Origin of the sequence: Streptomyces sp. NPDC020884, assembly GCF_044333935.1 — a bacterium.
Lineage (GTDB): Bacteria > Actinomycetota > Actinomycetes > Streptomycetales > Streptomycetaceae > Streptomyces.
In genome coordinates, this window is record NZ_JBIRRY010000001.1 from 516,094 (window position 1) to 539,047 (window position 22,954).

Genomic DNA, 22,954 nt, shown 5'->3' on the forward strand with positions numbered 1-22,954 from the left:
GGCCGGGTCAGCCCGCTTCGGCGGCGACGGCCAGCCGGTGCCTGCGCACGTAGAACCAGGTCATGTTCGACGAGAGCCCCGCGACGGCCACCCAGACGATCCCGAGCAGGCTGCCCTGGGCGAAGGAGACCACGGCCGCCACGACGGCGAGGACGCAGACGACGAGGGCGTAGAGAGCGATGCGGGGCATGGGGTCGACTCCTGTCGGGAACGGGTCGCGGTCCCGTCCAGTGTCCCCCATGCCCCGATGTGGTCCGGTCAGACGTCGGTGGCGCGCAGTCCGGCGTGGGCCTTGTAGCGGCGGTTGACCGAGATCAGGTTGGCGACCAGCGACTCGACCTGGTGGGCGTTGCGCAGCCGGCCCGCGAAGATGCCCCGCATCCCGGGAATCCGGCCGGCCAGCGCCTGCACGAGATCCGTGTCGGCCCGCGACTCGCCCAGGACCAGCACGTCGGTGTCGATCTCCTCGATCGACTCGTCCTGGAGCAGCACGGCCGAGAGGTGGTGGAAGGCGGCGGTGACGCGGGAGTCCGGCAGCAGGGCGGCGGCCTGTTCGGCGGCGCTGCCCTCCTCCGGCTTGAGGGCGTAGGCGCCCTTCTTGTCGAAGCCGAGCGGATTGACGCAGTCGATCACGAGCTTGCCCGCGAGCTCCTCGCGCAGGGACTGGAGCGTCTTGGCGTGGCCGTCCCACGGCACGGCGACGATCACGATGTCGCTGCGCCGGGCGCACTCCGCGTTGTCCGCGCCCTCGACGCCGAAGCCCAGCTCGGCCGCCGCCTGCTCGGCACGGGCCGCGTCCCGGGAGCCGAGGGTGACCCGCTGTCCGGCGCGGGCGAGCCGGTAGGCGAGGCCGCGCCCCTGCGGGCCGGTCCCGCCGAGCACGCCGACGCTCAGGGCGGAGACGTCGGGGAGGTCCCAGGGGTCCTTGGCGGGGGGCTTGGGCGCGCTGCCGCTGTCCTGTGTAGTCATGGGCCGACCCTACTGCCAGGTAGCCCCCGGGAAGCCGCCCCGTGGGCCCTCGGTCCCGCTCACCGCCCGGTCCTCCGTTCGGGTGAGGAAGCGGCCGACGGGCCCGGCCGGGGCGGGGCCCGGGGCAGGATGCCGGGCCATGGATGCCGTACGTGTCGCCCTCCTCCGCGATGTGCTCGCCGGGACCCGGTGGCCGGAGAACGCCCGCCGGTTCGCGCTGGTCCTGCGCGGCTCCGTCGTCCCTCGGGGCGGCGGCCTGCTGCTGGCGGGGACCGAGGCGTACGAGCCGTGGCATCTGGCGGCCCATCTGTCCGACGAGTCCGCCTGGTCGGGGCTGCCGGAGCTGGCACCCACCCTCGTACGGCACCGGGTGGCGGCGGGCGATCCGGCGCACCTGGCCGTCGGGCTCGGCCGGATCGCGGCGGCCGGGCGGGGCGAGACGCTGCTGCTGGTCGCGCCGGAGCGGCCGGGCGAGGACCTGCTGGAGCGGGTGCAGGACGCGCGGCGGGCCGGGGCGCGGGTGCTCACCCTGGACGGCGGAGACCCGGAGGTCGGCGGCCTGGCGCACGAGTCGCTCGTGGTCGACGGGGACGACGAGGTGGACCTGGACATCGTGCAGCACCTGGTGAGCGCGGCCGCCGGGGAGAACGGGAGGCCGCCGGCGCGCGGCCGGCGGACCTTCCGGGACCGGCTGGCCCGGCTCGCCGACCAGCTGACCCAGCCGCCCCCGGCCCGCTGGTAGCGCGGCCGGAGCGGGCGTATCCGAATATCGGCTTGCCCGGAACGCCCGGTGGTCCGGATCATGGCCCCTCGTGACCTCAGCACCTCCCTCGACGCCCTCCTCGCCGCTGCCCGCCCGGCTCCGCGCCCTGCTGCCGGACCTCTCGCCGTGGCGTTCCTCGGCGGACTTCCGGCTGCTGTGGGTCCAGGGCCTGATCACGTACTTCGGCAGCTTCATGGCGCTCATCGCGCTGCCGCTCCAGATCAAGGACCTCACGGGCTCCCCGCTCGCGGTCGGGGCGATGGGCGCGGTCGAGCTGGTGCCGCTGGTGGTCTTCGGGCTGTACGGCGGGGCGCTCGCGGACTCCGTGGACCGCCGCCGGGTCATCCTGCTGACCGAGGCGGGGCTCGGTGTGCTCGCCGCGGTCCTGCTGGTGAACGCGCTGCTTCCGGAGCCGCTGCTGTGGCCGCTGTACGTGGTGGCGGGCGGGGTGTCCGCGCTAGCCGGGCTCCAACGGCCCGCGCTGGACTCCCTGATGGCCCGGATCGTGCCGCACGCCCAGCAGACGGCGGCGGCGGCGCTGAACTCGCTGCGCTGGCAGATCGGGGCCATCGCGGGCCCGGCGCTGGCCGGTCTGGTGGTGGCGTACGCCGGTCACGGCACGGCGTACGGGGTGACGGTGTGCACGTTCGCCGTCTCGGTCGTGCTCTGTCTGCGCCTCTCCCCCGCCCCGCCGGCCCGTGACGCGCAGAAGCCGTCGCTGCGCGGGATCGTCGAGGGGGCGCGGTACGCCTGGAGCCGGCCGGTGCTGCTGGGGACGTACGCGATCGACCTGGCGGCGATGTTCTTCGCCTTCCCGAACACGATCTTCCCGTTCCTGGCGGACGAGCTGGACGCGGAGTGGTCGCTGGGCCTGATGTACGCGGCGGGCTCGGTCGGCTCGCTGGCGCTGGGGCTGACCAGCGGCTGGACGAGCCGGGTGCGCAGGCACGGGCTGTTCGTGGTGTTCGGCGCGACGGCCTGGGGGCTGGCCATCGCCGCGGCGGGCTGGTTCTCCAGCGTGTGGGTGGTGCTGGTCTGCCTGGCCGTGGCGGGGGCGGGCGACATGCTGAGCGGGCTGGGGCGCGCGACGATCTGGAACCAGACCATCCCGGAGGAGCTGCGGGGCCGGCTCGCGGGCATCGAGGTGCTCTCGTACAGCGTCGGCCCGCAGCTGGGCCAGGTGCGGGCCGGGGCGATGGCCGGCTGGACGGGGACCCGGTCGGCGATCTGGACGGGCGGGGTGGCGTGCGTGGCGTCGGTGGCGCTGCTGACGGCGGCGTTGCCGAAGCTGGTGCGGTACGACTCGGAGACGGATGAGGATGCGGTGCGGAGGCGGGGGGCGCGGGGGGAGGGGGCGTGAGCGGTCCCGCTGCTCACCGGGCTCCGCCCCGCCCCGCTCCTCAAGCGCCGGAGGGCTGAAAAGATGTCCTCAATCGCCGGACGGGCTTGAAAGTCCCCCGGGGCGGGCTTAGGACTCGTCGGGTGGGCCGGGGGTGTTCTTGGTTTCGTCGTGCCACTTGGGGTCGGTGTCCCACTCCAGGTTGCGGTCGCGCGCCGTGTCCAGCGCGTGCTGCGCCGCCTCACGGGAGGTGTAGGGGCCGAATCGGTTCTGTGCCGGGCATTCCGGGCCTTCCTCGACCTTCTTGTGCTCCAGGCAGTAGTACCATTCGCCCGGTTTGCCGACCGTGCGCTTCTTGAACAGGGCCATCGACGGCTCCTTTCCTCCCTGCCATGGTGCCCCGGGGCCGCTGGTTAGACTCGCTGGCATGTCTGGCCAGTCGCTTCTCGTACCAGGGGAGATCACTCCCGTCCGTTCCGTACCCGGAAACATCCGGCGTCCCGAGTACGTGGGGAAGCCGGCTCCGACGCCGTACACCGGCCCGGAGATCCAGGACGCCGATACCGTGGAGCGGATGCGCATCGCGGGCCGCATCGCCGCGCAGGCGATGGAGGAGGCCGCCAAGCACATCGCCCCGGGGGTCACCACGGACGAGCTCGACCGGGTCGCGCACGACTTCATGGTCGACCACGGCGCGTACCCCTCGACGCTCGGCTACCGGGGCTTCCCGAAGTCGCTGTGCACCTCGCTCAACGAGGTCATCTGCCACGGCATCCCCGACTCCACCGTGCTGCGCGACGGCGACATCGTGAACCTGGACGTCACCGCGTACATCAACGGGGTGCACGGCGACAACAACGCCACCTACCTCTGCGGAGACGTGGACGAGGAGTCCCGGCTGCTGGTCGAGCGCACCCGCGAGTCGCTGAACCGCGCCATCAAGGCGGTCAGGCCCGGACGCCAGATCAATGTGATCGGCCGGGTCATCGAGTCGTACGCGAAGCGGTTCGGCTACGGGGTCGTCCGCGACTTCACCGGGCACGGGATCAACTCCTCGTTCCACTCCGGCCTGATCATTCCGCACTACGACAGTCCGCACGCCACCACGGTGATGCAGCCGGGCATGACGTTCACCATCGAGCCGATGCTGACGCTGGGCACCCATGAGTACGACCTGTGGGAGGACAACTGGACCGTGGTGACGAAGGACCGGAAGCGGACGGCCCAGTTCGAGGAGACGCTGGTGGTCACGGAGACCGGGGCGGAGATCCTCACCCTCCCGTGATCGCCCACCCGTCACCCGTAAACGGCCATAACCACCCCCTCCGGTCGCCCGGGGCGTAGTTTTTTACCGACAGGCAGTCGGGAACCAGTTGACTTAGGTAAGCCTAAGTAGGAGGATCGGGCGTACCGGCACGCGCCGACGCGTCACCGCGGCGGTCGCCTGCCGATATTTCCGTCTCTTTCTGGACTTCCCGTCCCCCTCGGTCCCCGGAGGCCCGCCTTGGACGCAACCGCCACCGTCACTCCCTTCTCGACGCTCATCCGCACCGCGTCGCACGAGCAGCACACCGAGGCCGAGACCTCGACCTTCATGAGTGACCTGCTCGGCGGGCGACTGGGCGTGGACGCGTACACGCGCTACACCGAGCAGCTGTGGTTCGTGTACCGGGCGCTGGAGGAAGGTGCGGAGGCCCTGCGCGAGAACCCGGTCGCGGGCCCGTTCATACAGGCCGAGCTGATGCGCTCCACCGAGCTGGAGCGCGATCTGGCGCACCTGCGCGGGGCCGGCTGGCGCGAGGGACTGGAGCCGCTGCCGGCCACCGCCGCCTATGCGGACCGGGTCGCCGAGTGCGCCCGCACCTGGCCCGCCGGCTACATCGCCCACCACTACACGCGCTACCTCGGCGACCTCTCGGGCGGCCAGATCATCCGCGACAAGGCGGAGAAGACCTGGGGCTTCGAGCGCAAGGGCGACGGCGTGCGGTTCTACGTCTTCGAGGAGATCACCAACCCGGCCGCCTTCAAGCGGGGTTACCGCGAGCTGCTGGACGCGGTGAACGCGGACGACCTGGAGAAGCAGCGCATCATCGAGGAGTGCAAGCGCGCCTTCGCGCTGAACACCGCCGTCTTCCGCGAGCTGGGCGAGGTCTTCCCGCTCAGCGCCTGAGCGAGCGTGTCACAGCGAGCGGCGCGGCCGTCCGGGGTTCAGCCCCGGACGGCCATCAGGACGCGGCCCCCGACCTCCACCGTGCCGTCCGGCGCGGGTGCGGTGAGGATCTGGGAGCCGCGTCCTTGTCTGATGTTCAGGGCCCTGCCGAGCCGTGCGCTGAGCAGCAGGGCCGCCGCGCCCGTCGCCTCGTCCTCGACGATCGCGTCCCCGCGCCGCGGGAAGGCCCGCGCGCGCACCCGCCCGGCCGCCTCGTCCTCCCAGGCCCAGGCGTAGAGCCACCCCTCGCCGGGCGGCGGTCCCGGCAGCGCCTCGACCTCGGCGGCGCTCGCGTACTGCTGGAGCGTGCGCGGCGGGACCCACTCGGGGCGGGCGCTGATCCAGGTGAACTCCCCGTCCTGGCGCGCGAACACCTCCCCGACGGCCAGTTCCAGGACCTCCAGGTCCAGCAGCCAGGCGGTGCCCACCAGCGGGTGCCCGGCGAACGGCAGCCGCAGCCCCGGGGTGTGGATGTCCACCCGCCCGCGCTCCGGGTCGTCGACGAACACGGTCTCGCTGAAGCCGAGTTGCCGGGCGAGCCGCTGCCGGGACGCCTCGTCGGGGTGATCGCTCCCGTCGCGTACGACGCCGAGGGCGTTGCCGTGCCGGCCGTCGGGTCCGCAGAACACCCGCAGGACGTCGATGCCTCGGGGTACGTCGTAGTCGCTCACGGGGGCATTCAAGCACTGCCCTGCGCCGGGGCGGGAAACCGGGCGGACGGCGGCGGGGCCGTACCGGCGGGCGACTGCCGTCGCCGGTACGGCCCCGAGGGACCTGCGGGTGGTGCGGGCGGGTCAGGCGGTGACGTTACGGCGACGGCGCGCCGCGATCACGACACCGGCACCGGCCGCCACGACGACGCCGGAGGCGGCGATCAGGGCGCCGGTCGGGACGTCGGAGCCGGTCGAGGCCAGGGCGCCGGAGCCGCCGACCGAACCGCCGGTCGAGCCGCCGACGGTGCCGCCGCCGGTGGTCGAACCGCCGGACGTGGAGCCGCCGGTGGAGCCGCCGGTCGAGCCGGAGCCGCCGGTCGAGCCGCCCGGAAGCTGGGCGTCCTTGTCGAGGGAGACCGCGACGTTCAGGGCGTCGAGCTGCTCGCCCTTCGGGTACATGCCGCTGAACGCCTTGGAGCCGCCCTCGGTGAGGGTCGCCGGGACGCCCTTGAGGTTCACGATGCCGCCCTTGGCGGCGAGCGCGCCCGCGGGCACCTTCAGGTCGGCGAAGGCCACCCCGGTCAGCTCCTGGGCCTGGGGGTGCGGGTTCTCCTTGGTCGCGCGCTCCTTGGTGGAGACGTCGGCGACGAGCGTGCCGGAGGCGCCCTTGATGTCGACCTTCAGGTTGCTGAGCGCCAGGTCGAGCTCGTACGCGCCGTTCGTCTCGTGACCGAGGAAGCGCACCTTGCCCTGGAACGCGGCGTTGAGGGTGTTCTTGTCGGCGTCGAGCCGGCCGGTGGCCTTCGTGAAGCGGTAGCCGTCGGCGTCGGCGGAGGCGCCGCCGCTCGTCTCGACCTTGCCGCGCGCGATCGGGCCGACGACGTAGGAGCGGAACTTCTCCTTGACGCCCCAGTTCAGGGTGCCGTCGACGACCGGGCCGCTGACCGGCGCGGCGGTCTCGGAGGCGGTCGGGGTCGGGTCGGCCGACGGGTCCTTCGTGGGATCGGTCGTCGGGTCGGTCGACGGGTCCTTCGTCGGGTCCTCGGTCGGGTCGGTCGACGGGTCCTTCGTCGGGTCCTTGGTCGGGTCCGTCGTCGGGTCCGGGCTCGGCGCCGCGGTCTTGACGGACAGCGTCGCCGGGTCGAGCTCGGCGCCCTCCTCGTAGAAGCCGGCGAAGGCTTCCGAGCCGTCGGCGGTCAGCGTGGCCGGAATGTCGGCGAAGACCATCGCGCCGCCCGCGCCGCCGCCCGGCCTGACGCCGGTCATGTCGAGCTCGGCGATCGGCGCGTCGTCCTTGGAGACGACGGTGCCGTCCATCTTCTTGCTGGTGAAGTCGGCGGTGATGGTGCCGCTCTCGCGGCCCGTGCCGATCTTGACGTCGCTCAGCCGGACGTCGAGGACACCGTGGTGGCCCTGGAACCGGACGCTGCCCCGGAACGCGGTGTCGGAGGCGTGCGTCGCGGTGTCGTACGTGCCCTTGCCGTCGGTGAAGGTGAACACCCCGTTGCCGTCGGCCTGCTGCGCGCCGTCCGCGAGGGTGATCTCGCCCTGGGCGATGGGACCGGCGATGTACTTGCGGAAGGACTCCTTGATGCCCCACTCCAGCTTGCCGTCCACGAGCTCCAGCTTCGGAGCGGCGGTGGGCGCCGCCGCCGGGGAGCCGGCGGCGATCGCCGGGAGGGCGAAGGCGGTGGCGCCGAGGGCGGCCGCGGTCGCGACGGCTGCGGCGAGGGCTATGGGGCGGCGGGTTGCTGCCATGTCGGTGGGTCTCCTTGGAGGACAGGTGGTGGAAGCGAGGCGTGGGGGGAGGGGGTGACGATCCATAAGGCGCGCATGGGGGAGGTCAGGAAGTCGAGGGGGTGTCGGAGGCTTCGGCGGCCGGCCGCGCGCCACGGCGGCGCAGGGCGAAGAACGCCGCTCCGGCCGCGGCGAGCAGCAGTACGCCGCCGCCGACGGCGAGGTAGACGCCGGTGCCAGGACCGGAGTCGGACGAGGCGGCCGCCGGTGCGGCGGAGGGCTCGTCGGCGGCCTTCTTCGTGGGCTCGGCGGCCGCCGTCGGCTCGCTGCCGAGGTCCGGCAGCGCGGGCAGCTGCGCCTTCTCGTCGACGGCCACGGCGAGCGAGACCGGGTCCATCGCGGTGCCCGCCTTGTACATCGAGCCGAACGCCTTGGCGCCGTCGGCGGTGAGGGTGGCGGGCACCTCGGTGAGGACGGCGAGCCCCTCCTTCGGCGCGAGGTCCTTCGCGGGGAAGGTGATGACGGGCACGCCCTCGCGGGTGGCGCCCTCGCTGGTGACGTCCGCCGACAGGGTGCCCTCGCCCTGGGCGACGGCGACGGTGACGCCGGCGAACTTCAGGTCGAGGCCGTGGGCGCCGGTGAAGCGGATGCTGCCGCCGAAGTCGGCGTCCAGGGTCTGCTTCTTCGCGTCGTACGTCCCCTTGCCCTGGGGGAAGCGGAACAGGGCCCCGCCGTCCTGGGCGCCGTCGGCGAGCGTCCACTTGCCCTGGCCGATGGAGCCGGTGACGTACTCGCGGAAGGTGCGGCGCACGCCCCAGTCGACGGCGGCGTCCTCGAAGCGTCCTGCCGTTTCCTTCTTCTTCGCCTTGTCCTTGTCGTCGCCCTCGTCCTTCTTCTCGTCCGGGGCGGACGGCTTCGGCTCGGCGGCGGCGCCCTTGGTGTCGACGGAGAGGCTGATCGGGTCGAGGGGGGTGCCCGCCGTGTAGTAGCCGGCGAAGGCGGAGGCGCCCTGGGAGGTCAGCGTCGCGGGGACGTTGGTGAGGGCGATGGGGGTGGAACCGCCCTTCATGTCGATCCCGCCGAGACCGAGCGAGGCCAGCGGCACCTGGGAGCGGTTGGAGACCTTGCCGGTCCCCCGCTCCTTGCTGACCATGTCCGCGTAGAGCGTGCCGCTGCCGCCGCTGATCCGGACGGTGGGACGGCTGATCGTGAGGTCCAGCTCGTTGCTGCCGTCGGCCTTCTGGTGGCCGGTGAAGTGCACGCCGCCGGAGAAGCCGGAGTTGAACGCGCCGGAGTCCGGGTTGTAGGAGCCGGTCGCCGAGTGGAAGCGGAACTGGCTGCCGCCGACCGTGGCCGCGCCTCCGGTCAGGCTCCAACTGCCGTTCGCGATGGGCCCGGTGACGTAGCTCTGGAAGGAGGATTTGATGCCCCAGTCCAGTCGTCCGCCCTGCACCGTGCGGTCTGCCGCTTGCGCGGTGGCGGCGGGGAGCAGGGCTCCCAGCAGTACCGCGAGAAGCGCGACGGCGAGCGCGCGGGCCGATCTGGACGACAGCATGAGAGACCCCTCCGAGGGCTGGATACACAGGTAAGGCTAACCTAAGGTATTCCCAGCCTGTGCCGGAACCCCTCCGGCACCTCCACCATCCCGACACATCCGAACCACCCCCCGAACGCCCCAGATCGACAGGACGGTGCCCAGTGCGCATCTCGCAGGACTTCGCCCCCGGGGCTCTCGAGGGCGTGGACGCCGGACGGCCGGCCCGCCGTCGCCGGGCCCGCAGCAGGACGGCCGCCGCCCTCACCGCCGCCGTGGCCTTCGCCCTGGTCCTGACCGGCTGCGGCGCGGGCGACGACGCCGCGCCGAAGTCCGCCGAGAGCGCCGCCGAGGCCGACCGCGTCGAGCCGCTGGCCGACCCGCCCGCACCGGAGTTGCCGGTGACGGTGGACTCGGCGGACGGTACGGAGGTCACGATCGGCTCCACCGACCGGATCGTGCCGCTGACCGGATCCCTCAGCGAGATCGTCTTCACGCTCGGCTTCGGCAAGCAGGTCGTCGCCCGCGACATCACCGCCACCTTCGAACAGGCGGAGAAGCTCCCGGTGGTGACCCGAGCCCACGACGTCTCGGCGGAGAGCGTGCTCTCGCTGAAGCCGACGATCGTCCTCGCCGACACCACCACCGGACCGAGCGAGGCGATCGACCAGATCCGCGACGCGGGCATCCCGCTGCTCGTCGTCGAACCCGCCAAGGGACTCGACGATGTCGGCCGCCGTATCGACACCGTCGCCGAGGCCCTCGGCGTACCGTCCGCCGGCACGGAGCTCAAGGAGCGCACCGAGACCCGGATCGCCGCCGTCCAGAAGTCCATCCCGGGCCACGCGGACGGCGGGAAGCCCCGGGTCGCCTTCCTCTACCTGCGCGGTTCGGCCTCGGTCTATCTGCTGGGCGGCGCGGATTCCGGGGCCAGTTCGCTGCTGGAGGCGGCGGGCGCGGTCGACGCCGGAAAGGAGTCGGGCCTGGACAAGGACTTCACCGCCATCACCAGTGAGGCGCTCGCCAAGGCCGCGCCGGACGCGATCCTCCTGATGACCAAGGGGTTCGAGTCGGTCGGCGGCATGGACGGCCTGGTGAAGATCCCCGGCATCGCGGAGACCCCGGCCGGGATGGACCGCCGGATCGTCACGGTCGACGACGGGGTGCTGCTCAACTACGGGCCGCGCACCGACCGGGTGCTCGCCGAGATCGTCGAGCAGCTGTACGCGAAGGGCGGCACGGGCCAGTGACCACCTCCTACGAGGAACGCACCGAGCCCGTCGACGCGTCCACGGGCAAGGAAGCGGAGGCGGCGCCCACCTCCCCCCGGAGCAGGGCGTTCGTGCTCACCGTCGTGCTCTCCCTCGCCCTGCTCGCCGGCTGTCTGCTGTCCGCCGCGATCGGCGCGTATGCCATCCCGCTCGGCGACGTCCTGTCCTCCGTGCAGCACCGGATCGGGCTCGGCGGCCAGGAGCTGGACCGGGTCGGCGAGAGCGTCCTGTGGAACGTGCGGTTCCCCCGGGTCGTCCTCGCGCTGCTCGTCGGCGCGTCGCTGGGCTGTGCGGGCGCCCTGATGCAGGGCGTGTTCGGCAATCCGCTCGCCGAGCCCGGCGTGATCGGCATCTCGGCGGGCGCGGCGGTGGGAGCGGTCGCCTCGATCGCGCTCGGCCTGACCTTCCTCGGCAACTGGACCATCACCGTCTTCGCGTTCATCGCGGGTCTCATCACCGTGCTGCTCGTCTATACGCTCTCGCGGTCCGGCGGCCGGACCGAAGTGGTGACGCTGATCCTCACCGGTATCGCCGTCAACGCGTTCGCGGGTGCGCTGATCGGCCTGTTCATCTTCTTCGCGGACAACGCGCAGATCACCCAGATCACCTTCTGGCAGCTCGGTTCGCTCTCCCAGGCCACCTGGCCCAAGGTGCTCGCGGTGCTGCCGTGCGCGCTGGCCGGGCTCCTCATCGCCCCGTTCTACGCCCGCAAGCTGGACCTGCTGGCCCTCGGCGAACGGCCCGCCCGGCACCTGGGCGTGGACGTGGAGCGGCTGCGGATCATCCTGGTCCTGGTGGTCGCGCTGCTGACGGCCGCCGCGGTCGCCGTCGCCGGGATCATCTCCTTCGTCGGGCTGCTCGTCCCCCATCTGCTGCGGATGGCGAACGGCCCCGGCCACCGCTTCCTGGTCCCGGGCAGCGCCCTCGGCGGCGCCCTGGTCCTGGTAGCGGGCGATCTCGCGGCCCGGACCGTGGCGGCCCCCGCCGAACTGCCGCTGGGGGTGCTGACCGCGCTCTTCGGCAGCCCGTTCTTCTTCTGGCTGCTGCGCAGGACCCGTCGTAAGCAAGGTGGTTGGGCATGAGGACGCTGAGAGATCTGTTCGCGGTACGCACCCGGGAGCTGCCCTCGCCCCCGCCGCCCGGCTCCCCCGCCGTCGAGGCCCGCGCGCTGTCGGTCCGGCTGGGGCAGCGGCAGGTGCTGGACTCCGTCGACCTGACCGCGCACGCGGGTGAGGTGGTCGCCCTGGTCGGGCCGAACGGCGCGGGCAAGTCGACCCTGCTGGCGGCGCTGGCCGCCGATCTGCCCGCCGGGAGCGGCGAGGTGCGGATCGACGGCCGCCCGGCCCCCGCGTGGTCCGCGCCCGATCTGGCGCTGCGCCGCTCGGTGCTGCCGCAGTCCGCCGCGCTGTCCTTCCCGTTCCCGGTGGAGGACGTCGTCCGGATGGGGCGGGCGCCCTGGGCCGGTACGGAGCGGGAGGACGAGGACGACGCGGCGGTGGCGGCGGCGATGGCGGCCACCGAGGTGACGCGGTTCGCGGGCCGGCCGTTCTCCGCGCTGTCGGGCGGCGAGAAGGCCCGGGTGGCGCTGGCCCGGGTGCTGGCGCAGCGGGCCTCGCTGATGCTGCTCGACGAGCCGACCGCCGCCCTGGACCTGCGCCACCAGGAACTGGTGCTGCGGATCTGCCGGGAGCGGGCCGCCGCCGGGGACGCGGTGGTGGTCGTGCTGCACGACCTCGGCCTCGCCGCGGCGTACGCGGACCGGGCCGCCGTCCTGCACGAGGGGCGGATCGCCGAACTGGGCCCGCCGGACGAGGTGTTCAGCGGTGAGCTGCTCGGCGAGGTCTACCGGCAGCCGGTGGAGGTCTTCCCCCATCCGCGGACGGGCAGGCCGCTGATCGTGCCGGTGCGCCGGAGCTGAGGCGGACCGGCCGCCAGGTCACGGTGTGGATGCTCTATCCGGTCCCCGCCCGCACGCCGTTCGCCGCCCCGGTAGGGTTTCGACGGTCAGTGCGGGCGACGGATCAGAAGGCGCAGAAGCAACGGATGACGAGACACCCTGGGCTGGGCCGGCTGACGGCGGGGCTCGCGACGGCGACCGTGCTGTGCGTGACGGCGAGCGGCTGTGTGACGGTGCACGGGGAGCTGGAAGTGCTGCCCGGGGCGAAGAAGGCCGAGGCCGCCCAGGCGCTCAAGGACTTCACCGACGCCTACAACGCGGCGGACAAGGCGTTCGATCCGGCGCTGGACGCGGACCGGGTGACGGGTTCGCTCGGTGCGATCAACCAGGCCGGGCTGAAGGCGCGGCGGACGTACAGTCCCGACGGCAACAAGGCGCACAAGCCGCTGGTGCTGGACGACGCGACGTACGTCGTTCCCAAGAAGGCGGGCTGGCCGCGGTGGTTCCTCGCGAACACCGACTCCAACCGGGACCAGGACGGCGGGCGGCTGGACACCCGCTGGCTGGTGGTGTTCGTACGGTCGGGGCCCGACGCGCTGTGGAAGGCGTCCTATCTCGCGGTCGTCCCGCCGTCCCAGGTACCGGAGTTCGACCTGGACGAGGACGGGCTCGCCACACCGGTCGAGCCGCAGGACAAGGGGCTGGCCCTGCCGCCCGCGGATCTGAGCGCCTCGTACACCGGCTATCTGCAGAGCGGCACACCGGATGTGTTCACGCCCTCGACGGCGACCTCGGGGTGGCGCGAGACGCGCCGCACCACGCGGCGAGCGGGGTTCTCCTACCAGTACGCCGACCAGCCGCTGACGGGCACGACGTTCGCACCGCTCGGGCTGCGCACCGAGGACGGCGGGGCGCTGGTCTTCTTCAGCAGCAAGCACTTCGAGCGGCAGACCGCGGCGAAGGGGCTCAAGCCGGAGGTCAACGCGGATGTGAAGGCGCTGCTCACCGGCGAGGTGAACAGCAGTCTCACCAAGGAGCGGATCTCCAGCCAGCTGGTGCACGTTCCGCCGCGCGACGCGGCGGCCGGCTCCGAGTCCGGCTCCGGCGGCAGGGTGCGGATGCTGAACCGGCTGCCGGGCCTGGTCGCGGCGAAGGGCGAGTAGCGGCACGGGCCGCCGAACCGTCGGCGGCCCGGCGACGAGGTCGCCGGGCGCGGCGGCTCAGCGGCTCAGCGGCCAGGCGATCGAGTCGTGGTCCAGCTCGCTCTGCTCGGCACTGCCCGCGTACCGCGCACAGGCGTCGGTGAGCGTCTCCAGCAGGGTCAGCGGGTCGGGCAGCTCGTGCTCGGGACCGCGCACCCAGTGGATGTCGAGCTCACCGGGGAGCCGGGCGGGCGGCAGGAGCACATAGCTGCCCCGGCAGTGCCAGCGCAGGCCCGGGTGGGCGTCCATGGTCTCGGGGTGGCAGTCCAGCTCGCAGGGCCACCACTCGTCCTCGTCCTCCGGGGTGCCGCGGGTGGCGGTGAAGAAGAGCATCCGGTCCTCGCCGGACTGGGCGACCGGACCGACGTCGATGCCCGCGTCGAGAAGGCGCTCCAAGGCCTGGCGGCCGGCGGTGAGCGGGACGTCCAGCACATCGTGGATCATGCCGGTCGCGGTGATGAAGTTGGCCAGCGGCTGGCTGTCGGCCCAGCGCTCGATCTGGGCGCGGTCGGTGGTCGACTGCGTCTGCCAGGCGAAGGAGATGGGGTGCCGGGCGGGGGTGGGACAGCCGATGCGTTCGCACGAACATCGGTATCCCAGGGGGTGGGCGGCGGGGGCGATGGGCATGCCCGCGTCGGCGACCGCCAGGAGCAGCGCGACTCTGGCCGTCTCCTCCGCCTCGGCCCCCGGAGATTTGGGACGTCGCCGCAGCCACTGGGAGATCCTGCTCTCTGTGCCGCGGAAACGGCCGGACTCGGCGCCCATCTATCCCCTCACCTCAGCAGTTCACCTCAGTGTTGCCTGTCCATCGTCGCACCATCCTGCGGTTCGGGTGGCCAGAGTTCGCCGGCGGGGCCGTGTACCACCGCACCGAGTGAGCACCATCACGCCCGATGTCACCACATACCGGATAGACCGCACGCCGCTGAGCCCTTGAGGATCAAGGCCGGGGGGCGAGCCCGCCGACGGTGTAGTCGACGATCGCGTCGGCGTACGCGTGGGTCAGCGGCAGGGTCCGGAGCAGCCAGCGGTGGGCCAGCGGGCCGATGAGCAGTTCCAGGGCGATCCGGGGATCGGCGTCGGCGCGCATGTGCCCGGCCTCCTGGGCGGACCGCAGGCGCTCGACGTACAGCGCGAGCTGCGGAACGAGCAGCTTTTCGACGAACTCGGCGCCGAGCTTCGCGTCGACGATGCCCTCGGCGGTCAGGGCCCGGGTGGGGACCTCCAGCGCCGGGTCGTTCAGTTCGTCGACGGTGGCCCGCAGGACCTGCTTGAGGTCGGCGACCAGGTCACCGGTGTCGGGGATGCCCTGTGCGGCGTCGCCGGACTGCGGACCGGCCTCCTCGGCGGCCCGGCCCGCCAGGTCCAGGAAGGCCTCCATCAGCACGGCGGCCTTGGAGGGCCACCAGCGGTAGATGGTCTGCTTGCCGACCCCGGCGCGGGCGGCGATACCCTCGATCGTCGTGCGCCGGTAGCCCACCTCTCCGACGAGGGCGAGGGCGGCATCGTGGATCGCGCGGCGGGAGCGGTCGCTGCGGCGGCTGGAGTCGGGTGCCTTGGTGGGTGCCATACGGCCAATGTAGCGCCGGACGAGCCGATACGTTTCGTCTTGCAGTGGCGGTCCCGGTCGACGGGGTGTCCGGGCCGTGGCCGTGATCGGGCGGTCCGGTGAACCACCCGATCGGATCACTGCGGATCCGGCGCGCACAGCGCACCATGGGCTCACGCACAGACCGTGCGCATCCCACCGTTCCGCGGCCACCGCCGCCGTTCGCGAGGAGCCAGATGTGAACCGTGACGCCACCCCTCGTCGCTACCTGATGTGCGCCCCGGCGCACTTCCGGGTCACCTATTCCATCAACCCGTGGATGGACCCGTCCAAACCCGTCGACCTGCCACTGGCCCAGACCCAGTGGGAGGACCTGCGCGACCGCTATCTCGGCCTCGGCCACACCGTCGAGCTGCTCACCCCCCGTCCGGACCTGCCGGACATGGTCTTCGCCGCCAACGGCGCCACGGTGATCGGCGGCCGGGTACTCGGCGCGCTGTTCGCCTACCGGGAGCGGTTCGAGGAGGCGCGCGCCCACCGGGACTGGTTCCGGGAGAACGGGTTCACCGACGTCCACGAGCCGGAGCACGTCAACGAGGGCGAGGGGGACTTCGCCGTCACCGCCTCGTACCTGCTGGCCGGGCGCGGCTTCCGCTCCAGCCCGCTCTCGCACGCGGAGGCCCAGGAGTTCTTCGGGCTGCCGGTCATCGGGCTCGATCTGGTGGATCCGCGCTACTACCACCTGGACACCGCGCTGTGCGTGCTGGACGCGGCGGCCGACGAGATCATGTACTACCCGGACGCCTTCTCCCCCGGCAGCCGGGCCGTGCTGCGCCGGCTGTTCCCGGACGCGTTGCTCGCCCGGGAGGCGGACGCGGCGGCCTTCGGGCTGAACGCGGTCGGCGACGGGCGCCATGTGCTGCTGCCGCAGGGGGCGACGGGGCTCCTGGACCCGCTGCGGGACCGGGGCTTCGAGCCGATCCCGATGGACGTGGGCGAGCTGCTCAAGGGCGGCGGCAGCGTGAAGTGCTGCACCCAGGAGCTGCGGGCCTAGGGCCCGCTCTCCGGCGGCCAGGGATCGCCCCAGGCGACATCCCTGGCCGCCCGGTACAGATCGCCGTGGCGCTTGGTCACCGTGGAGCGGGCCAGGCCCTCGTCGCGGGTGCAGAGCTCCAGCAGCACCTGGCCCTTCCTGATCTGCGGCCTGCGGGTGACCCGGGCGGGCGCCGGGGCGGCAGGGAAGCGGGTGGCGACGACGTAACTGAACTTCTCGTCCTCGTGGCTGAGCGTGCCGCCCTTGACCTGCCGGTGCAGCGAGGAGCGGCTGACCCGGGCCGAGAAGTGGCACCAGTCGGTCCCGGGGGCGATCGGGCAGGCGTCGCTGTGCGGGCAGGGGGCCGCGATGCTCAGTCCGGCGGCGATGAGCCGGTCGCGGGCCTCGATGATCCGGGCGTATCCGTCCGGGGTGCCGGGCTCCACGATCACCACGGCCTGCCCGGCCGCCGCGGCGGCGTCGACCAGCTCGGTCCTGGCCCCGGCGGTCAGCTCCTTGAGCACATAGCTGACCGTGACCAGGTCCACCGGGGCCAGCTCCAGCGCCGCACCGATCCGGGCCCGCTCCCAGCGGGCGCCGCGCAGGGACGGCACCCCGGACGCCTCGGCCAGTTCACGGCCGAGCGCGAGGGCCGGCTCGGCCCAGTCCAGGACGGTCGTCTCGGGGCCCTCCCAGGCCCCGGCCACCGCCCAGCTCGCCGCTCCCGTGCCGCCGCCGACGTCGGTGTGGGTGGCCGGCGCCCAGTCGGGCGCGGCCTCGGCCAGGGCGTCGAGGGCGGACCGTACGGCTTCGAAGGTGGCGGGCATCCGGTAGGCGGCGTACGCGACGACGTCGGAGCGGTCCCGCAGGATCGGGGCGTTCGTCGGGGTCTCCCCCCGGTAGCTGGCGATCAGCCGGTCGACGGCCTGCGTGGCCTGTCGGGGCGGCAGTCCGTCGAGGAGTCCGGCCAGCGCAGCGCGCAGGGACTGTGCGGTGGGGAGGGTGACGTTCACCGCCGAATTGTAGGCGGAGGCGGCCCGGGGCCCGGCGTCCTCCCCGGCCCCAGGTCACGGTAGGCAACAGGAATCCCGCGAACTCCACGCCGCCGGAGCCCTGTTGCTACGCTGACCCGCGCGTGGACGGCACGAGATCACGAGGGGTCCGGCGAGGGAGCCATGAGGCAGAAGATCGTGCGGCTGACTCTGGTCGGCGGGGTGGTTTTTCTCGCCCTGCTCCTGCTGCTGGCCACCTGCGGCGGCAGTCCCGGCGAGGACGGCGCGAAGGACGGCGCCGACACCGGCCGGACGGCGAAACCGGTGCTGCCGAGCGCCGGGCCGGTGACCCGGCTGACCGTGCCCTCGCAGTACACGACGGACCGGGGCTGGGAGATCATCGGCTCCTCCCCCGACGTCGCCGTCTCCCACGCCACCGGGCTGCTGGCCTATCTGGAGCGGTCCGACGGAAACCGCTACCGGCTGCGCACCGTCGACACCGCGACCGGCAGGCTGGGCTGGCGGGGTCCGGCCTGGCGGCCGCCGGACCCGCTGCACTACCCCAAGCTGGCCACGCTGGCCAAGGGCGACCGGCAGTTCTTCGTGACCTGGTCCTACGGGAAGGTCGGCGACGGGCTGTCGCCGTCGAGCACCTTCCTCGCGCTCGATCTGTACGACGTGACCAACGGGAAGCGGCAGCGCGTCGAGGTGCCGTGGTCCGGGGCCCCGGACGTCCATACGACCGGGCCGGACATCGTGATCAGCGACGGGAAGGCGAACAGCACCCTGGTCGACCCGTTGACCGGTGAGGTCTCCGAGCTGAGCGTGGACGAGCTGAAGCACCCCAAGGGCTGCACGTCCTGCAAGCAGCTCACCGAGGTGCACGGTCAGACCGCCAAGGGCCTGCTGCTGGGCGGGGCACGGGAGTTCTGGGTGCGCGGCGGCTGGTTCAGCCGGAACGTCGCGCCCAAGGGCACCGACCGGACCAGCGGTGTGGTGACCTCGACGACCCCGGACCAGGTGCTGGCGAAGTGGGCGCCCGCGAAGAAGACCAAGCGGGCGGCGACCCACGAGCTGTGGGCGGTGCACGACGCGGCGACCGGCGAGGTGCTCGCCTCGGTGGAGTGCCACCGGCCCGCCATAAAGCCGGGGCGCTATCCGCAGGCGGTCCTCTCCCCCTCGGGCGACTACCTGATCGCCGGGAACCTGGCCTTCGACCTGGAGGCGAAGCAGGGCCGCTGCTTCGAGGACGAGGGCGGCGCCGCTCATCTGACGCTGGCCACGGTGACGGACGACGGCATCGCGTACGGGGCCGAGAACGCGCGCGACGCCTCGGAGGCGCTGTCCGGCGGCGGACTCCCGGTCTCGATGGACTTCGCCACCTGGAGCACGGAGCGGCTGTCGCGGAACGCCCGGCTGCCGGGGACGGAGACGACCGGGGTCGGGGTGTTCCAGTGGACCGACCGGAAGGACCGCACGCATCTGATCGGCTACCCGCGCACGGGCTGAATCCCCGGCGGGACGCGGGGCCGGCTCAGAGGCCGCCGGACTCGCGTCCCGCGCGCTGCCAGGGGCGGCACAGGAGCAGGAAGCAGACCATCGCCGCCACCGCGCAGACCACCTGCACGAGGGCCATCGGGACGGCCGTGTTCTCCCCCGCGATGCCGACCAGCGGCGAGGCGACGGCCCCGATGAGGAACGAGGACGTGCCGAGCAGCGCGGAAGCGGAGCCGGCCGCGTGCTTGGTCCGCATCAGGGCCTGGGCGTTGGTGTTCGGCATCGCGAGCCCCATCGCCGACATCAGCACGAACAGCCCGGCCGCGACCGGTACGAGCCCGACCTCGCCGAAGACGCCGGTCGTCATGAGCAGCAGCGCGACGGCGGCCAGCACGATCACCGCGAGGCCGAAGGCGAGCACCTTGTCGAGGCTGATCCGGCCCACGAGGAGTCGGCCGTTGATCTGCCCGACGGTGATCAGGCCGATCGAGTTGAGGCCGAAGAGCAGGCTGAAGGTCTGCGGCGAGGCCCCGTAGATCTCCTGCACGACGAACGGGGATGCGGCGATGTACGCGAACAGCACGGCGAAGGCGAGTCCGCCCGCGACCATGTAGCCGCTGAAGACCCGGTCGGCGAGCAGCCCGCGCATGGTGCGCAGGGCGTCGGTGACCCCGCCGGTGTGGCGGTCGGCGGGCGGCAGCGTCTCGTGCAGCCACTTGGCCACGACGAGGGTGAGCGCGATGCCGACGGCGGTCAGCACGACGAAGATGCCGCGCCAGTCGGTGATCCGCAGGACCTGGCCGCCGATCAGCGGCGCGATGATCGGGGCGACGCCGGAGATCAGCATCAGGGTGGAGAAGAACCGGGCCATCTCCACGCCGTCGTAGAGGTCGCGCACCACGGCCCGCGCGATGACGATGCCGGCCGCGCCGGCGAGCCCCTGGAGGAGGCGGAAGCCGATGAGGAACTCGGCGGTGGGGGCCAGAGCGCAGATCGCGGTGGCGAGGACGTAGACGATCATGCCGAGGAGCAGCGGCCTGCGGCGGCCCCAGCGGTCGCTCATGGGTCCGACGACGAGCTGGCCGAGCGCCATTCCGGCCAGGCACGCGGTCAGGGTGAGCTGGACGGTGGCGGCGGGCGCGCTCAGGGAGTCGGTGACCGCGGGGAGCGCCGGGAGGTACATGTCCATGGACAGCGGCGGCAGTGCGGTGAGTCCGCCGAGGACCATGGTGGCCAGCAGTCCGGTGCGCCGGGTCGCCTTCGCCGCCCGGCCGGGGAGCCCGGCGGGGGCGGTGACCTGCGGAGCGGCCGGGTCGACGGAGAGGGCGCCCGCGTCCCCGTGCGGGACGGTCGGGTCGGCATCGGCTCCGGGACCGGTCCCGGAGGTGGGTATGTGTGCTCGCTGGGCCCGGCTGCCGCCGCTGTCCGGCATTCTCGTCTCCACATCGTTGAATCCGCATCTATGCTCTCAGCTCGGCCGGAGTGGTCGATACCTTTTTCGGGCGGACTGGGGTGGCGGGCATGGGCGGGACGGTGCGCTGGGGTGTGCTGGCGACGGGCGGCATAGCCGCGACCTTCACGGCGGACGTGCAGCGGCTCCCCGACGCCGAGGTGGTGGCGGTCGCCTCGCGCACGAAGGCCTCGGCGCAGGACTTCGCCGAGCGGCACGGGATCGGGCGGGCCTACGGCAGCTGGGCGGAGCTGGTCGCCGACGACGAGGTGGACGTGGTGTACGTGGCCACGCCGCACTCGGCGCACCGGGCGGCGGCCGGGCTCGCGCTGGAGGCCGGAAAGCACGTGCTGTGCGAGAAGGCGTTCACGCTCAACAGCCGGGAGGCGCAGGAGCTGGTGGCGCTGGCCCGGGAGCGCGGTCTCTTCCTGATGGAGGCGATGTGGACCTACCTCAACCCGGTGGTCCGGCGGCTGATCGAGCTGGTCCGGGACGGGGCGATCGGCGAGATCCGCACCGTACAGGCGGACTTCGGCTTCGCGGGCGACTTCGCTCCCGGGCACCGGCTGCGCGATCCGGAGCTGGGCGGCGGGGCGCTGCTGGACCTCGGGGTCTACCCGGTGTCGTTCGCGCACCTGCTGCTGGGCGAGCCGGACCGGGTGCGGGCCGACGCGCTGCTGTCGCCCGAGGGGGTCGACCTGAACACCGGGATGCTGCTCGGCTGGGACTCCGGCGCGAACGCGCTGCTCTCCTGCTCGATCGTCGGCCACCACCCGACGGCGGCCACCGTGATCGGCACGGCCGGGCGGATCGACATCCCGCGCGACTTCTTCCACCCCTCCGGCTTCGTCCTGCGGCGGGCGGGCGAGGAGCCGGAGACGATCACCGAGGGACCGGGACCGCGAGGGCTCTCGGGCATGCAGTACGAGGCTGCCGAGGTGATGCGCGCGGTGCGGGCGGGCGAGACCGAGTCCCCGCTCGTACCGCTGGAGGGTTCGCTCGCGGTGATGCGGACGCTCGACGCGGTGCGGGACCGCGTCGGCGTCCGCTACCCGGCGGACCGCTGAACCGGGGTCATGCCGGCGTGAGCCCCGGGTTCCCCGCCTCGGTGACGAAGGAGGCGGCCGTGGTGAGCGCCGCGCCGGGGGTCGTGACGGCCGCCACCGTACGGAAGTCGGCGCGGGCCTCCCCCGTGCCGAGGGTGACGAGCGTGTAGCCGCGCCGCCCGTTGTAGTGCTTCAGGTGCGGGTTGGCGCGGGTCTGGTTGTCCCAGTTGGCGGGGCGGTCCGCGCCGTTCTTGCCGCTGGAGACGGAGGTGGTGACGATCTCCGTGCCGACGGTGCGCGAGGCGGGGTCGTCGAAGTCCTGCTTGAGGTCGAAGGCGTAGGAGACGTGGACGTCGCCGGTGAGGACCATCAGGTTGTCCACCCCGGCGGCCTCCGCTCCGGCCAGGACCCGCTGTCGGGAGGCCGGGTAGCCGTCCCAGGAGTCCATCGACAGCTTGTAGGCGTCGGTGGGCACATCGCGCCGCCGGGCGAAGGTCACCTGCTGCGGGACGACGTTCCAGGTGGCGTCCGACGCGCGCCAGCCGTCGATCAGCCAGCGTTCCTGGGCGGCCCCGGTCATGGTGCGCGCCGGGTCCTGCGACGCGGGTCCCGGGGTGCGCCAGCCGTCGCCGTACGCCTGGTCGCTGCGGTACTGGCGGGTGTCGAGGATGTCGAACTGGGCGAGCCGTCCGAAGCGGAGGCGGCGGTAGAGCGTCATGTCGGGGCCGGTGGGGCGCTGCGGGGTGCGCAGCGGCTGGTTCTCCCAGTACGCGCGGTACGCGGCGGCCCGGCGCAGCAGGAACTCCTCGGGCGGCAGGTCGTTCTCCGGGGTCCCGCCGGCGTAGTTGTTCTCGGTCTCGTGGTCGTCCCAGGTGACGACGAAGGGGTGGGCGGCATGGGCGGCGCGCAGGTCCGGGTCGGACTTGTAGAGGGCGTAGCGCAGCCGGTAGTCCTCCAGGTTCGCCGTCTCGCGGTTGTAGTGCGCCGGGAGCGTCCGGTCGGTGTAGCCGCGCGCGCCGCCGGTGGCGGTGACGGCGTACTCGTAGAGGTAGTCGCCGAGGTGGAAGACCACGTCGACGTCCTCGGCTGCGAGGTGGCGGAGGGCGGTGAAGTACCCGTCGTGGTACGCCTGGCAGGAGACGGCGGCCAGGGTGAGGGAGCTGTTGCGGGCTCCGGGGGCGGGGGCGGTGCGGGTACGGCCGACCGGGCTGGTCCAGTTGCCGGTGCGGAAGCGGTAGTAGTAGAGGCGGCCGGAGCCGAGGCCCTGGACCTCGGCGCGGACGCTGTGGGCGAACTCGGGGTGGGCGGTGACCGATCCGCGCCGCTCGACGCGCCGGAAGCGCTCGTCGCGGGCCACCTCCCAGCGCACCTCGACCCGGCCGCGCGGCAGGCCGCCGCCCGGCTCGTAGGGGCGGGGGGCCAGCCGGGTCCAGATCAGGACGGACGTGGGGTGCGGGTCTCCGGAGGCGACGCCGAGGGTGAAGGGGTCCTCGGCGATCCGGCGGGCGTCGAGTTCGGCGGCGCTCGCCGTGCCGGCGGCGGGCAGGTTCACCGCGAAGGCGAGCGCGGCGGCGGCTCCGGTGACGGTGAGGAAGCGGCGGCGGCCCACACCGCGCTCCAGTAGCCGGGCCGCGGTGCGGAGTTCGGTTGCTCGGGTGCCCTGATCGGGCGTCATGATGGTCTGTGCGGCTGTCATATGCCCCTCCTCTGCCCGGATGCTTTCGGCCTCATGGCAGCCGCCCGCGACGACGCACCGTTGTCGCGTGCACAACATCCGCATGGCGGGTCGATGAGCACCGCGTGCCCGGTGCAC

22 protein-coding genes are annotated in these 22,954 nt (G+C 72.9%); 11 read left to right on the top strand and 11 right to left on the bottom strand.

Annotated elements, in window-relative coordinates:
- Window positions 1–7: 7 nt before the first annotated feature.
- Window positions 8–190 carry a hypothetical protein gene (locus ACH4UK_RS02300; protein WP_398354195.1) on the bottom strand — a complete coding sequence of 61 codons (183 nt, stop codon included), beginning with the start codon at window positions 188–190 and terminating at the stop codon, window positions 8–10.
- Between the two features lie 68 nt (window positions 191–258).
- Window positions 259–969 carry an NADPH-dependent F420 reductase gene (gene npdG, locus ACH4UK_RS02305; RefSeq protein WP_398354196.1) on the bottom strand — a complete coding sequence of 237 codons (711 nt, stop codon included), beginning with the start codon at window positions 967–969 and terminating at the stop codon, window positions 259–261.
- 139 nt (window positions 970–1,108) lie between these two features.
- Between npdG and ACH4UK_RS02310 the strand changes: the two genes are divergently transcribed.
- The gene (locus ACH4UK_RS02310) at window positions 1,109–1,711 is read left to right on the top strand and encodes a hypothetical protein (protein WP_398354197.1); all 603 of its coding nucleotides are present in this window, start codon (window positions 1,109–1,111) and stop codon (window positions 1,709–1,711) included.
- A gap of 70 nt (window positions 1,712–1,781) precedes the next feature.
- Window positions 1,782–3,092 (top strand): MFS transporter, encoded by a 1,311-nt coding sequence (locus ACH4UK_RS02315; protein WP_398354198.1) that lies wholly within the window; start codon window positions 1,782–1,784, stop codon window positions 3,090–3,092.
- A gap of 108 nt (window positions 3,093–3,200) precedes the next feature.
- Here the strand turns inward: ACH4UK_RS02315 and ACH4UK_RS02320 are convergent, their stop codons facing one another.
- Window positions 3,201–3,440 (bottom strand): hypothetical protein, encoded by a 240-nt coding sequence (locus ACH4UK_RS02320; RefSeq protein WP_398354199.1) that lies wholly within the window; start codon window positions 3,438–3,440, stop codon window positions 3,201–3,203.
- A gap of 58 nt (window positions 3,441–3,498) precedes the next feature.
- Here ACH4UK_RS02320 and map point away from each other — a divergent pair, with 58 nt between their 5' ends.
- Entirely contained in the window at window positions 3,499–4,356 is an 858-nt protein-coding gene (map, locus tag ACH4UK_RS02325; RefSeq protein WP_398354200.1) for a type I methionyl aminopeptidase, read from the top strand.
- Window positions 4,357–4,575: 219 nt separating this feature from the next.
- On the top strand, window positions 4,576–5,241 hold the full coding sequence (locus tag ACH4UK_RS02330) for a heme oxygenase (biliverdin-producing) (protein WP_398354201.1): 666 nt from the start codon (window positions 4,576–4,578) through the stop codon (window positions 5,239–5,241).
- A gap of 38 nt (window positions 5,242–5,279) precedes the next feature.
- Here ACH4UK_RS02330 and ACH4UK_RS02335 read toward each other — a convergent pair whose 3' ends face one another.
- The 3 genes from ACH4UK_RS02335 to ACH4UK_RS02345 form a co-directional block, all read right to left on the bottom strand.
- Window positions 5,280–5,951: a PhzF family phenazine biosynthesis protein gene (locus tag ACH4UK_RS02335; protein ID WP_398354202.1), complete on the bottom strand. Its 672-nt coding sequence runs from the start codon at window positions 5,949–5,951 to the stop codon at window positions 5,280–5,282.
- A 123-nt stretch (window positions 5,952–6,074) separates the two neighbouring features.
- On the bottom strand, window positions 6,075–7,691 hold the full coding sequence (locus tag ACH4UK_RS02340) for an HtaA domain-containing protein (protein ID WP_398354203.1): 1,617 nt from the start codon (window positions 7,689–7,691) through the stop codon (window positions 6,075–6,077).
- 85 nt (window positions 7,692–7,776) lie between these two features.
- The gene (locus ACH4UK_RS02345; protein WP_398354204.1) at window positions 7,777–9,225 is read right to left on the bottom strand and encodes an HtaA domain-containing protein; all 1,449 of its coding nucleotides are present in this window, start codon (window positions 9,223–9,225) and stop codon (window positions 7,777–7,779) included.
- 143 nt (window positions 9,226–9,368) lie between these two features.
- On the opposite strand from ACH4UK_RS02345, the gene ACH4UK_RS02350 reads away from it, so the two are divergent.
- The 4 genes from ACH4UK_RS02350 (at window position 9,369) to ACH4UK_RS02365 (ending at window position 13,535) form a co-directional block, all read left to right on the top strand.
- The gene (locus tag ACH4UK_RS02350; protein WP_398354205.1) at window positions 9,369–10,454 is read left to right on the top strand and encodes a hemin ABC transporter substrate-binding protein; all 1,086 of its coding nucleotides are present in this window, start codon (window positions 9,369–9,371) and stop codon (window positions 10,452–10,454) included.
- Window positions 10,451–11,557 (top strand): FecCD family ABC transporter permease, encoded by a 1,107-nt coding sequence (locus tag ACH4UK_RS02355; RefSeq protein WP_398354206.1) that lies wholly within the window; start codon window positions 10,451–10,453, stop codon window positions 11,555–11,557. Before ACH4UK_RS02350 ends, ACH4UK_RS02355 begins: the two co-directional genes overlap by 4 nt.
- Window positions 11,554–12,393, top strand: a complete 840-nt coding sequence (locus ACH4UK_RS02360; RefSeq protein ID WP_398354207.1) for a heme ABC transporter ATP-binding protein — start codon at window positions 11,554–11,556, stop codon at window positions 12,391–12,393. The genes ACH4UK_RS02355 and ACH4UK_RS02360 overlap by 4 nt, the downstream gene beginning before the upstream one ends.
- Before the next feature lie 125 nt (window positions 12,394–12,518).
- Window positions 12,519–13,535, top strand: coding sequence for a hypothetical protein (locus tag ACH4UK_RS02365; RefSeq protein WP_398354208.1), 1,017 nt, complete (start codon window positions 12,519–12,521; stop codon window positions 13,533–13,535).
- Window positions 13,536–13,592: 57 nt separating this feature from the next.
- Here ACH4UK_RS02365 and ACH4UK_RS02370 read toward each other — a convergent pair whose 3' ends face one another.
- Together ACH4UK_RS02370 and ACH4UK_RS02375 are read right to left on the bottom strand one after the other, a co-directional pair.
- A complete protein-coding gene (locus tag ACH4UK_RS02370; protein ID WP_398354209.1) occupies window positions 13,593–14,339 on the bottom strand; it encodes a bifunctional DNA primase/polymerase in 747 nt (248 codons plus the stop codon).
- A 175-nt stretch (window positions 14,340–14,514) separates the two neighbouring features.
- The gene (locus ACH4UK_RS02375; RefSeq protein WP_398354210.1) at window positions 14,515–15,144 is read right to left on the bottom strand and encodes a TetR/AcrR family transcriptional regulator; all 630 of its coding nucleotides are present in this window, start codon (window positions 15,142–15,144) and stop codon (window positions 14,515–14,517) included.
- 115 nt (window positions 15,145–15,259) lie between these two features.
- Here ACH4UK_RS02375 and ddaH point away from each other — a divergent pair, with 115 nt between their 5' ends.
- Window positions 15,260–16,177: a dimethylargininase gene (gene ddaH / locus ACH4UK_RS02380; protein WP_398354919.1), complete on the top strand. Its 918-nt coding sequence runs from the start codon at window positions 15,260–15,262 to the stop codon at window positions 16,175–16,177.
- On the opposite strand, the gene ACH4UK_RS02385 is transcribed toward ddaH, so the two are convergent.
- Window positions 16,174–17,169, bottom strand: a complete 996-nt coding sequence (locus ACH4UK_RS02385) for a small ribosomal subunit Rsm22 family protein (RefSeq protein WP_398354211.1) — start codon at window positions 17,167–17,169, stop codon at window positions 16,174–16,176. The two genes, ddaH and ACH4UK_RS02385, sit on opposite strands and share 4 nt — an antisense overlap.
- A 162-nt stretch (window positions 17,170–17,331) precedes the next feature.
- On the opposite strand from ACH4UK_RS02385, the gene ACH4UK_RS02390 reads away from it, so the two are divergent.
- Window positions 17,332–18,657 (top strand): hypothetical protein, encoded by a 1,326-nt coding sequence (locus ACH4UK_RS02390; protein WP_398354212.1) that lies wholly within the window; start codon window positions 17,332–17,334, stop codon window positions 18,655–18,657.
- Between the two features lie 25 nt (window positions 18,658–18,682).
- Here ACH4UK_RS02390 and ACH4UK_RS02395 read toward each other — a convergent pair whose 3' ends face one another.
- Window positions 18,683–20,077: a multidrug effflux MFS transporter gene (locus ACH4UK_RS02395; protein WP_398354213.1), complete on the bottom strand. Its 1,395-nt coding sequence runs from the start codon at window positions 20,075–20,077 to the stop codon at window positions 18,683–18,685.
- Between the two features lie 89 nt (window positions 20,078–20,166).
- Here ACH4UK_RS02395 and ACH4UK_RS02400 point away from each other — a divergent pair, with 89 nt between their 5' ends.
- A complete protein-coding gene (locus ACH4UK_RS02400) occupies window positions 20,167–21,162 on the top strand; it encodes a Gfo/Idh/MocA family protein (protein WP_398354214.1) in 996 nt (331 codons plus the stop codon).
- Window positions 21,163–21,169: 7 nt separating this feature from the next.
- On the opposite strand, the gene ACH4UK_RS02405 is transcribed toward ACH4UK_RS02400, so the two are convergent.
- Entirely contained in the window at window positions 21,170–22,837 is a 1,668-nt protein-coding gene (locus ACH4UK_RS02405; protein ID WP_398354215.1) for an alkaline phosphatase D family protein, read from the bottom strand.
- Window positions 22,838–22,954 lie beyond the last annotated feature (117 nt).